Below are 11,368 nucleotides of genomic sequence, written 5' to 3'. Positions count from 1 at the left end.
CGCAACATCAAAACCCAGAGAGCAGAGGCAAAAATTGGCGTCAACGCTCTCAACATCATGAACGCCCTCGGACGTCCTACGTTCGAGAAGGTCTCATGAAACCAAATGTGTGGGTTTGGGGAAACCTCAGCTCAGTTCTGACCCATGCAACAACGTCCCAGATATCCGAGCTTTGTGCTCTTTTGCGTCGTAACTGACGAGTGTAAGCTGGACCAAACTTGATCCCCCACTTGCGGATGGTTTCATAGGACAAGGTAATGCCGCGCTCCAGCAGCATCTCCTCGACCTCGCGCAGGCTGAGGGAGAAGCGGTGATAGAGCCAAACAACGTGAGCGATAATTTCGGGTGGAAAACGATGGCGTTTGTAACTGATCGGAGCACAAGTCATGTTGCCCAACTACCAATCGGAGCTGGAGCCAAAGTTAACTTGATAACACCTTGTTAAAGGTGCGTGCCTTCAGTTTGTTGCCGATGACTTGCTTCCAGCGTCGCATTTGCGTTTCAATCCTGAGGAAAACTCGCAAATAATATGTATGCTACATTCGTTAATAGTTTGCTAATGGGCTGCTTTTCGATATGAGAATCTGCAGACCATGAAAATTTTTGACTGCGTCTATCAGACAAGCGAATTTGACCGCCTGCTTTTCCTCCGGGAAGACTGGTGTCAAGCCGTTTTTGACTGTTCGGAGTTGACGGTACTTGCGTAGGTTTGGGTGCAATCAGGCTCCTTCAGGGAGAAGCTAAGATAAATGTGGCAATAAAGAAAATGCCTCCCAGATGGTGGGTTCTATTAATCACGTCCTGCCTGATCTTCATAGAAATCTCTTTAAGTTCGTATCTGCCTTCAAAAGCAGGTTAGATGAGCGCTCGTGAGATTGAACGAAAAACAAATCACAATATTACTCGTTACCTTGGTTCAGGTCTCGATAGTATTTCACTGCATGCAAGTAAGTGTAAAATAAAAGTTATTAGAAGGTATCGAGATAGATGCGACATTCCAGCTCAAAACTGAAACACACAACGCTTGATTGGCTGGACCTGCATGAACTGACTTCAGAAGAAGCGCTAAAGTATTGTGATCTGATCTCAGTTAAGTATCAACCTGGCACCAGCATTTCAGATATTCGAGACAACACCGATGGTTTGATTTTTGACCTGGATCAAAGCCTGGAATATCTCATATTACCGTCCATAAATGACCTCTTGCACACTCCACACGACTTCATTGATGCATTATCTCGTGTCAAAGTAATTCGCTACAAACCGGGAGAGATTAAACTTCCTTACACTGAATGGTGCGCAGAGACCAATATCCCAATTGTTCATCTAATTTGGTCTGGGAAACCGCAAGACCTTGTTTGCCTCGCCCATGAAATGGCCCATGCGGCGCAGATGATGCTTTCAAGAGGAAAATTTATGCCTCCTGTCGCGCGGGAGGTCTGTGCATTTCTCGCGGAACTCGCCCTCATTCAATTTGTTAAAGAACAAAGCAACACTCTTTATCAAAAGCTATGTGCTGTGTGGCATCATGAGAACCAGCGCTACCTCGGCAGTAATGTCGCCCAACTGGCTGCTGATCTGAGAGCTGGACTGTCTCTCTACACCTACTGGCACAATTACCCGTTGGCTCGCGTGGCAGCCATTCATTTGTTTGGAACGACATTGCCTGAAGGCCGAAGTGACTTTTTCGCGAGCGGATCCGCCGTGATGGAGCGCTTGAACTTCCCAGAGATTTTTGAGGCCCTCGGTCAATCCTGCGAAGAAAAATCGTTTGCGGTGCTTTCCGGATTTGGAGAAGAGGCACTCGAGTTGTGCATGAGCCTATCTCCACAGGCTTTGAATGATGTTCGTACGGGAGAGATTGATTGTGCATGGCTTGACCGCTCTGCCAGTGCGGGATGTGTTGTTGGGGGGCGAGTAGGGGAAAGTACACATTTTTCTCCGCAGCACTGGATTAAGTGGAGATCACTGGGAGTACTTGCTCTTGTCGCCCTGAAACGTGGTGAAGCCCATCTACTGCCCGGAGCGTTTCTTGATAAATTTGAACAGACCGCAGAGCAACCACCTGAGCTGGCGTATGCTTTTACAAAGCCTTGGATGCTCACCAAGAAGTTTGATGCGCTGACGGCGATAGGCATCGCGATCCAGCAGCTCGCTGCTTCTTCCTATCATGAGAAGTTCAACCTCTCCTACTATCTACCTGTTGAGATTTTGCCGCCGCTTCTGGCAGGGCAGCTGCGCTGCTATCTTGATGTTGAAGGCAACCCTGCTGGCCTTACGACCTGGGCATGGCTTTCAGATAAGCAAAAGCGGGACATTCATAAAACTGGGCGGGCTCTCAAACGAGAAGAATGGAGCGGTGGGATACATCCCTTCGTCAATGACTGGATCACCGTGCCCGCAGCCTTTCGTGCAGTCATGACAGAAAAACGTGATGTGATATTTCCCAATCATATCGTCAGCAGCCTGCGTCGTAACCGCGACGCTTCTATTCGCCGCGTAAATAAGTGGGCAGGTCGAAACCTTCAAAAGAAAGCTATGTCCTCAAACGTCCATCTAGTTCGAACCCTAAAAGAGGTCTCTGTATAGTGAAGTTATCCAGTTTGACTAATTCGCTAAAAATTATGTTGTTCGGTCTCGTCATTGGGGCCAATCCCGTTCATGCGGAATTACGTTTGAATGACCCTATCGTCGATAGTTCTTACGCTCTGTCTTATCAGGAGAAGCTGTTCTCATTCGATAAAGACGGTGTTCTTGCATCTGGACCCACTCGGCGTAAAGGGGAGCCAGTTGATTACTCATCAATACTTAAAGAGGTCTATATGGAAGGTGGCTTCCTATGGACTTTGACGGAATGTTACGCTTTGATAAATTATTGCACACCTCTCCTTCGCAAATATAAAAGTAAAGACCTTTATCTGAAAGTGCTCTCCGAACAAGATGCAATTTCTGCAAAAGATTTGGGGGACATAGAGAAAGTCGGAAAAGACACTCTAATCCCTTTGGGTTTTAAGATTTTTTTGGCGCCAAACACGATGGACGCCAATCTGGTGATCATTGCTGGTTCAATAAACGACCTTACTCATGAAATGCAAAAAAGAGAGGACCTTCTCGCGAGAACGGCCGTTGAAAAGTGGCAAAGTGATGAGATGACGCCCTATGTTTTTAATGGACTGTTCCTCGCAAGAAAAAATACGCCGTCATTTTGCTATGCCTCCACAAAAGACTGGGCAAAACGGAAGAAAATCTGGATTTATGTTAGCCCGAGCGGCATTTATCAATGCCTGCCACAAGCCTTGCTCTCTGCAATAGGCCTGTATCCTACCGGGCTAGATATTCCCTCCATCACAGACAGCTCGCAAAAGTATAAATATCCGACCTTTGCTGACCTATTGTTTGCCAAACTCTTATATGACGAAAAATTCCCCAAACAAGGTGGTGACGACGCAGTTAGGAAGTTTTGGGAGCAAAATGTCGGTTCCGTATGGCACCAACTCGTAAAAGATCAACTGAAAGACGGCCCTCAGCCCTCTAAGCAACAGTAAAAAGATATTTTTTAAATTATATCTATTAGAAATGGGATTTTATTACCAATGACGACGCACGCTACTTCTTATTCAGAAATGTCCGAATTTGACCTTATGGACACTGTGAGCTTCGGTGGAGGTGGTGGGGGTGACAGCTCCAGCGATGGAGGTGGCAACGTTCCCACTCCGCGCCCCAAGCCTGATATGCCAGATCGTGGTGAGGAGGATAACGAAAGTAACGTCCCCACTCCGCGCCCTAAGCCAGACATGCCAGATCGTGGTAAGGAGGATAACGAAAGTAACGTCCCCACTCCGCGCCCTAAGCCAGATATGCCAGATCGTGGCGATGAGGGCAGCGTCCCTGTTCCTCGGCCTAAGCCAGACATGCCAAATTATGACTATGAGGGCAGCGTTCCTGTTCCTCAGCCCAAGCCTGTTGGCTACTATGGTGAAATAGTTTTGGCGGGCCCAGTAGGTTGGGTGGCGGGCCCAGTAGATTGGGTGCTTGACAAAGTCTATGATAGCACAGTCGGCGTACTGGTAGACACCGGGAAGCCAGATCGTGGTAAGGAGGCCGAACAAAAATATCTCGATGATTTAAAGCAACAACAAAAATATGCCCCAGAAACTCTAACAGACTACGATAAGTTGCGATTACAACAAGAAGAACAGGCGAAAAAACTTGTTGAAGATGCTATGGGGAAGACTATTCCATCATGGAAGATTGAAGTGCAGATACCCGGTTATAAAATACGAACCAATAAAGCTCCCTGTTTCGCCAAAGGCACTCCGATCCTGACGCCCTTCGGCGAAATTTCTATTGAAAAGTTAAAGGTGGGCGATAAGGTTCTGGCTTTTGACCCTGTTTTGGAGAACGGACGTGGTCGTCTGGTGGCGAAGGAAGTAACCCAGCTTTTCCTAAACGCCACCTCTGAGTTCTTGAAGCTGACCTGGGAAGAAAACGGTGAAACGAAAGAGGTGATCACAACTCCCGGTCACCATTTCCTGCGTGAAGGTGGCCAGTTTGGTCCGATCTCAGAAAGTGTTGAAGAGGGCATTGTTCGGGTTGTTCTTAAGTCTGGCGATGTAGTGACTTGCCAAGTCGAGGCCATTGTTTATTCGGCGGAAACAGCAAAACTATTTGATCAGGCTAAAAGCCATGGAATGGCTCATTCCGGTGCTCTTGCATTAGAACTTTGTGACGAATGGGAGAGCTACAACTTCGAAGTTGAGGGCTGTCATACCTATGTCGCCGGAGGTATTCGCGTACACAATGACTGTACCGATTCCAAAGGCATTGAGGGCGAGGAGGAAATGGGCGGGCTCCACGAACACAACATGCTTATCGGCCCGATCATTCTTGATCTTGATGGCGATGGCATTCAGGTGACGCGGTTGGATCAATCGACCATCTTCATGGATGCAGGCGGGGATGGTCTGGAGCATCGCACGGCCTGGGCGGCCAGTGGTGATGGGGTGCTGTTTTATGACCCAGATGGCCGCGATGCAATTACCGAAAAACGCCAGTTTGTGTTTACCGAGTGGGACCCGACAGCCACCAGCGACATGGAAGCGCTGGCCTCCGTGTTTGACAGCAATGGCGACGGGGTGCTGAGCGCTGAGGATGAGGCCTTTGCACAATTTAAGGTGCTGGTGACCAACGCAGACGGCTCAACCAGTGTAAAGACCTTAAGCGAGCTTGGTATTACCGAGATCAACCTGACCGCAGATGCCTCCAATATCGAGCTTAGCGATGGTTCTGTGATCGCCGGGCAAACCACTTTTACGCGTGCAGATGGAACCACAGGCACAGTGGGCGACATGAAGCTTGCTGCAGAAAGTCAAGGTTATCGCGTAGAGCAGGTGGAGGGTATTGACGGTGCTGGCGCACGGACGTTGATTACGACGGCCTATGAGAGCGACGGCAGCAAAGCCTATGAGATCCACTCTGTCACCAGCGCAGACGGGCTTGTCCTCACCAACCGCTATGATGACAATGGGGATGGGGTCACCAACCGGATCCAGAGTATTGTAACGGTGGTTGGTTCTGATGGCAGCCGTACGCAAACAGAAAGCAATTTTGCTGGCAGCGACATGGCCAGTGCAGTCCTGCGCAGTCGCATTCAGACCACAACCAGCGCAGATGGGAACACCCTGACCATTGAGCGCGATATGACAGGCGGCGGCTGGTTTGACGAGCGCGAAGTACGTATCCGGCAGAGTGATGACAGCTTGAGCATTGTGATGAGTGAGCTGGCACAAGATGGCAGTGTGATTACCAGCCGCAGCGAAACCGTTTCTGCTGACGGCTCTGAGCGCATTGACGGCAGCGATCTGGACGGGGATGGGAGGGCTGATACGGTTGAAACCCATCAGGTCACCACCCTTGCAGATGACAGCCGTACCGGGACCATCACCACCACCAATCAGGATGGCTCCCTGCGCTCTTATGCGCGCGAAGAGGTCAGCGCCGATGGCCGCAGCAAGGTGGTTGAGCGTGATCTGGATGGCGACGGCGATACCGATAGCCGTGAAGAGCTGGAGATTGTCGTCTCCAGGGATGGCCAGACCACGTCTGAGCTGCTGGTGCGCAACGGGGATGGCTCCTTGCGCAGCGCTACCATCACCACCCAGTCAGCGGACGCACTGAGCCGCACCAGTGTGATGGATCTGGATGGGGACGGTGATACGGATGTGAGCGTTACAGAACAGACAGTCATCCATGCAGATGACAGCCGTGAGACCATCATCACCCAACTGAACGGTGACGGGTCTGTGCGCTCCATGCGCAAGGACACTCTGGGGGCGGACAAGGTTGCTCAGCAGACCTGGATTGACCTGAACCAGAACGGGAGTTTTGAGGCAGACGAGCTTGTGTCTTCAGTCGTGTCTGACGCTATAACTCAGGATCGAATTGCAACCAGCTGGACCCGAAATGCGGATGGTTCTGTGAACGCCAGCGTGACCTCAACCACCAGCGCTGATGGACTGCACACCGTGGTGGAAACCGATCTGGACGGCGATGGGGATACCGACGTGCGGCTGTCTGATACCACCAGCTTTAACGCTGATGGCAGCGCCACACGTACCATGACAACCCGCAATCAGGACAACTCCCTTGTGGCGCAGGTCACCTATGAAAGCAGTGCAGATGGTCTGACCACGACCACCACGCGCGATCTGGATGGGGATGGCACGGTTGATGAAAGGCTGGTTGAAAGCCTGGCGCTGGAGGCCGATGGTGGCACCACACAGACCACCTCGCTTTATTCCAGTGATGGCACCTTGCTCTCACAATCCCTTGTTGTGGAAACCGCCGACCGGCGCCAGGCGACGGTAACAACGGACCTTGACGGCGATGGCGCGGCCGATCGTGTTTCTGTACGGCAGGAACATACTAACGGCTCTGTTACCCTCACAGAAATCGACTATGCCAGTGATGGTACGGTGTCTGGACAGAGCATAACCAGCAGCAGTGCCAATGGTCTGATCGTGGAGAACGCCATTGATCTTGATGGGGATCTGGCCGCCGATATTACGGCGATCAGCACAACCACGCTGCATGCCGATGGCAGTAAGACCACGGTGAGCAGAACCCAAAATGCTGATCAGTCTTTGCGCAGCGCCAGTTCTGTTACCTCCAGCGATGACGGGCTTGAGGTGGTGACCAGCACCGATCAGGACGGCGATGGCACCTGGGAACAGGTGGTCAGCGACAATATCGCTCTGGAGCAGGATGGCAGCACAACCCGCACGGTGCAGACCCGTTCTGCTGATGACACTCTTCTGGCACAGGTGCAGACCCACACCAGTGATGACGGGCTGATCACCACCACCCGAACCGACAGTGACGGCGATGGCAGCTTTGAACTGACAAAGACCAGCACAACCACGCTTGAAAATGATGGGTCGACCATCACAACAAGACAGCTGCGTGAGCCTGACGGGACCCTGCGCAGCAGCTCAGAGCGCACGGTCTCTGACAATGGTCGCCAGGAAACGGTATTGCTGGATGACAACGGGGATGGCCAGATCGATACTGTCTTCACAAAGAGCATTGCAGATAACGGTATTACCACCAGCACCACACGGCAGCAGGATGCTGAGGGAGAGCTGCAAAATCAGAGCCAGACGGTGACCAGCGCCAATGGCCTTAGTGTGAGTACCTTGTCAGACCGCGATGGTGACGGTGTGTTTGAGACCACTGTTGAAGCGCAGAATGTGATGAACGCGGATGGTTCGCAGACCACAACCACCACGCTGACCGGTCAGGACGGCACCGTCTGGAGTCAGACCACTGAACATATCAGCGATGACGGGTTGTCCTCCAGTCTTCAGGAAGACCGCAACGGTGATGGCCGTGCAGAGCGGACCAGCTCTTCGCAAACAGAGCTTGCCGATGATGGCTCACAGGAGAGCACAACAACGGTCACGGCCCGCAATGGCTCGCTGCTGTCTGAGGCAAGTTCCCACATCAGCGGGGACGGCAGAGTGCACACGGTGAGCATTGACCAGGATGGCAATGGCCGGGATGATGAGATCATCACCACTCAGACCGAAGATGATGGGTCTGTAACCACAACAACATCCACCTGGTCTGTCTCCGGCAATCTGCTTTCAACCATCGTCAGCACGCAGAGCGGGAACGCTCTGGAGCAAACCCTTACGCTTGATCTTGATGGTAACGGCCATGCTGAGCGCACCATGAGTGATGTGACGGTTCTTCAGGCAGATGGCAGCAGCACACGCACTGTTACCCATGAAAGTGGCTACGGCCCCTTACTTGCCCGCCAGATCATGGGCGCGTCAGATGGTGGTCTTGAGGTTACAATCCGCACAGACCGGGATGGCGATTATTCATATGAAAGCCAGACCACCAGCATCACCAGTTTTGCTGATAATGGCGAGGTGAGCGAAACGTCTGTTACTAAAGATGCGGCAGGCAGTATCACCGGCTCTTCAACGCTGACCACCAGCGGGGACGGGCTGAAGGCTCTGCAGAGCACCGACTTTAACGGGGATGGCACCACCAACCGGGCCACAAGTGTGATCCAGGGCGCTGCCGGGGGCAGCACCCGCACCGTTGAGCTGCATGCCGACGATGGCGGCGTGCTGCGCAGCCTTGTTGAGAGTGTCAGCGCTGATGAGCGCTCCTATTCCCTTGAGGTTGATCTGGACGGGGATGGTAACACCGATCAGCAGGCCCGCTCTGAGCTTGATCAGAGCAATAACGAGACCACCACCTACACCCAGCTGGCACAGGACGGGGCCACGCTTTCTGAAATAACCCAGACCACTTCTGCCAATGGGTTGGAGCAAAGCTATGCCTTTGATCTTGACGGGGATGGCGATGCGGAAATCACCCGCACCACCACCACGACCCTGGATACATCCGGCAGTCAGGTGCGTGTGTTTGAAGAAAAATATGAAGGCCAGCTGTACTATTCCAGCACAGCCATCACCTCAGCCAATGGGCTGAGCACAACCACACGCACCGACATTGATGGCGACGGCATAGCAGATCTCTTCTTTGAAGATGAAACCGTGCTGCATGATGATGGCAGCACCACGCTGACCAGCACAGACTGGTACAGGGGCGGCGAACTGAGGTCATCCTACTATGAAACCACCAGTGCCGATGGTCGGACCATTACAAAGACCTATGACTTTGACGGCGACCAGGCCAGAGACAAAACCGAGGTGGCAAAGGTTCTGGCAGATGGCAGCCAGACCATTGCCGAAACAGCCTATGATGACACCGGCGTCATAGAAAGCACTGCCATTACCAAAACCTCTGCTGATGGTCTTGTTACGACCATTGAGCATGAGGGCATCACCCAGACCATTACCCGTTCGGTTCTGAAGGATGGCAGTTACGGCTGGGACAATGGTGTAACAGCTTCATCAACGCAGGCTCATATCGTTGTCAGCCATGAGTTTAACTCCCAGGGTCTTGAGACCTGGCGTATGGAAGAAACCTTCAATGGCACCACAACAGTAACCACGCAGCGTCTTGATGAGACCGCCCGTTCACAGCTGCTGAAAGACGCAGCTCAGGTCTATGACAGTGTGCTGGACCGGGACATGGAGGCTTATGAGGTCGAACTGCTGCTCAGCTTTGTCACGGATGGCCAGCTTGATGCAATGGAACTGGCAGACCACCTTCTCAGCTCTGAGGAGTATGAGGCCCGCTATGGCCCGCTCAGTGATGTGGGGTTTATCTCCAGAGCCTTCCAGAGCACCTTTGGCCGCACCCCGCTGCTCTCAGAACTGGGAGATTATCTCCTCGACCTGAAGGCCGGCACGCTCACACGCGCACAGCTGATGGCAGACCTTGCGCAATCGGTAGAAAATCAGGTGGTTGGCAATGGCCATGGTGAAACCAATAACCCCGACATTTTCCTCATGCCGTTTGATAGGGAAGAAGAGCTGATGGCCTCTTTTGGGATCGAAGGGGCCAGCTTCAACACAAACGAGATGGAGGTCCTGGTCGGTACAGACGTTGGTGCTACACTCCGGATCGATGACCAGGATATAGCCTTCAGCGGCGATGGAGATGATATTGTTACCGGCAGTTCAGGAGGTGATATCATTTATGGTGGCGAGGGCAACGATACTCTTAAAGGGGGTGCGGGGAATGATATCTATATCTACAGGCGTGGTGATGATCATGACACAATCTCTGAAGGCTTTGAAAATTATGACATATTGGTCTTGCCTGACCTTCTTGTAAAAGATGTATTTCTAACTCAGGAAGGTGATGATCTTGTTATCTACATATTGAATACAGACGATTTACAGATTCCTCTTGCTGAACTTGAAGGTTCCATTCGCATTGAGAACTGGGACTCGTCAACCGGACGTCTTTATTTAATTCGGTTTGCAGATGGGTTTGAACTTAACACTGGGCATATTGAAAGGACCATCAGAGAGGGAAATCTGCTGGATGACAGACGTCTCGAGATATGGGGAACGGATGGCAACGATCTGATTATTGGCGGAGCACTGGATGACTATATTCACGGCAGTTCCGGAAAAGACACGATTGATCCTGGCTCTGGTGCCGGAGGCATTCAGAACCTGCGTGGTAATGATGGTGATGATACCTACCTGATTGGTCGGGATTCTGGAAAGGTTGTCATTCAGCAGAGCGGAGAAATATCCGGCAGTGATACGATACGTTTCAAGGATCTGGTGCTTTCAGACCTCACCTTTGAAACACTTCCGGTTGAAGGTACGAATGATGATCTGCAAATAAGCTGGATGAATGACGGGGAACTGAGCTACCTGCTACTTTCTGAAATGGGTAATTTCATTGAGCGCTTTGAGTTTGCAGATGGGACTGTTCTGAGCGGGATCAGCATACTTGAGGACGGCCGGCTGGCGCTAAAAGGTACGGACGGTAATAATCTGATTAATGGCGGAGCACTGGATGACTATATTCACGGCAGTTCCGGAAATGACACGATTGATCCGGGCTCTGGTGCCGGAGGCATTCAGAACCTGCGTGGTAATGATGGTGATGACACCTACCTGATTGGTCGGGATTCTGGAAAGGTTGTCATTCGGCAGAGCGGAGAAATATCCGGCAGTGATACGATACGTTTCAAGGATCTGGTGCTTTCAGACCTCACCTTTGAAACACTTCCGGTTGAAGGTACGAATGATGATCTGCAAATAAGCTGGATGAATGACGGGGAACTGAGCTACCTGCTACTTTCTGAAATGGGTAATTTCATTGAGCGCTTTGAGTTTGCTGATGGTACAGTCCTGAGCAGTATTGAGTTTGATGACATCGGGCGGGTCATATTGACTGGAACCCCTGAGGATGACGTTCTCGT

Annotated in this window: 3 protein-coding genes and 1 pseudogene; 3 read left to right on the top strand and 1 reads right to left on the bottom strand. The window is 51.6% G+C overall.

Annotated features, from left to right (window positions below):
• Positions 1–157: 157 nt before the first annotated feature.
• Positions 158–388: pseudogene (locus tag BMZ51_RS22435) on the bottom strand (IS6 family transposase); the annotation flags it as partial.
• Positions 389–987: 599 nt separating this feature from the next.
• Between BMZ51_RS22435 and BMZ51_RS23805 the strand changes: the two are divergent.
• The 3 genes from BMZ51_RS23805 to BMZ51_RS22420 form a co-directional block, all read left to right on the top strand.
• Positions 988–2,589 (top strand): toxin-activating lysine-acyltransferase, encoded by a 1,602-nt coding sequence (locus BMZ51_RS23805; RefSeq protein ID WP_068008011.1) that lies wholly within the window; start codon positions 988–990, stop codon positions 2,587–2,589.
• A complete protein-coding gene (locus BMZ51_RS22425; RefSeq protein WP_139201463.1) occupies positions 2,589–3,545 on the top strand; it encodes a hypothetical protein in 957 nt (318 codons plus the stop codon). Before BMZ51_RS23805 ends, BMZ51_RS22425 begins: the two co-directional genes overlap by 1 nt.
• A 48-nt stretch (positions 3,546–3,593) precedes the next feature.
• On the top strand, positions 3,594–11,368 hold a 7,775-nt coding region (locus BMZ51_RS22420; RefSeq protein ID WP_139201462.1), incomplete at its 3' end, for a DUF4214 domain-containing protein.

The sequence above is a fragment of the Pseudovibrio axinellae genome, from assembly GCF_900110875.1.
GTDB classification, from domain to species: Bacteria; Pseudomonadota; Alphaproteobacteria; order Rhizobiales; family Stappiaceae; genus Pseudovibrio; species Pseudovibrio axinellae.
The sequence above is the reverse complement of the archived record's forward strand: the minus strand, read 5'-3'. Positions and strand labels throughout refer to the sequence as shown.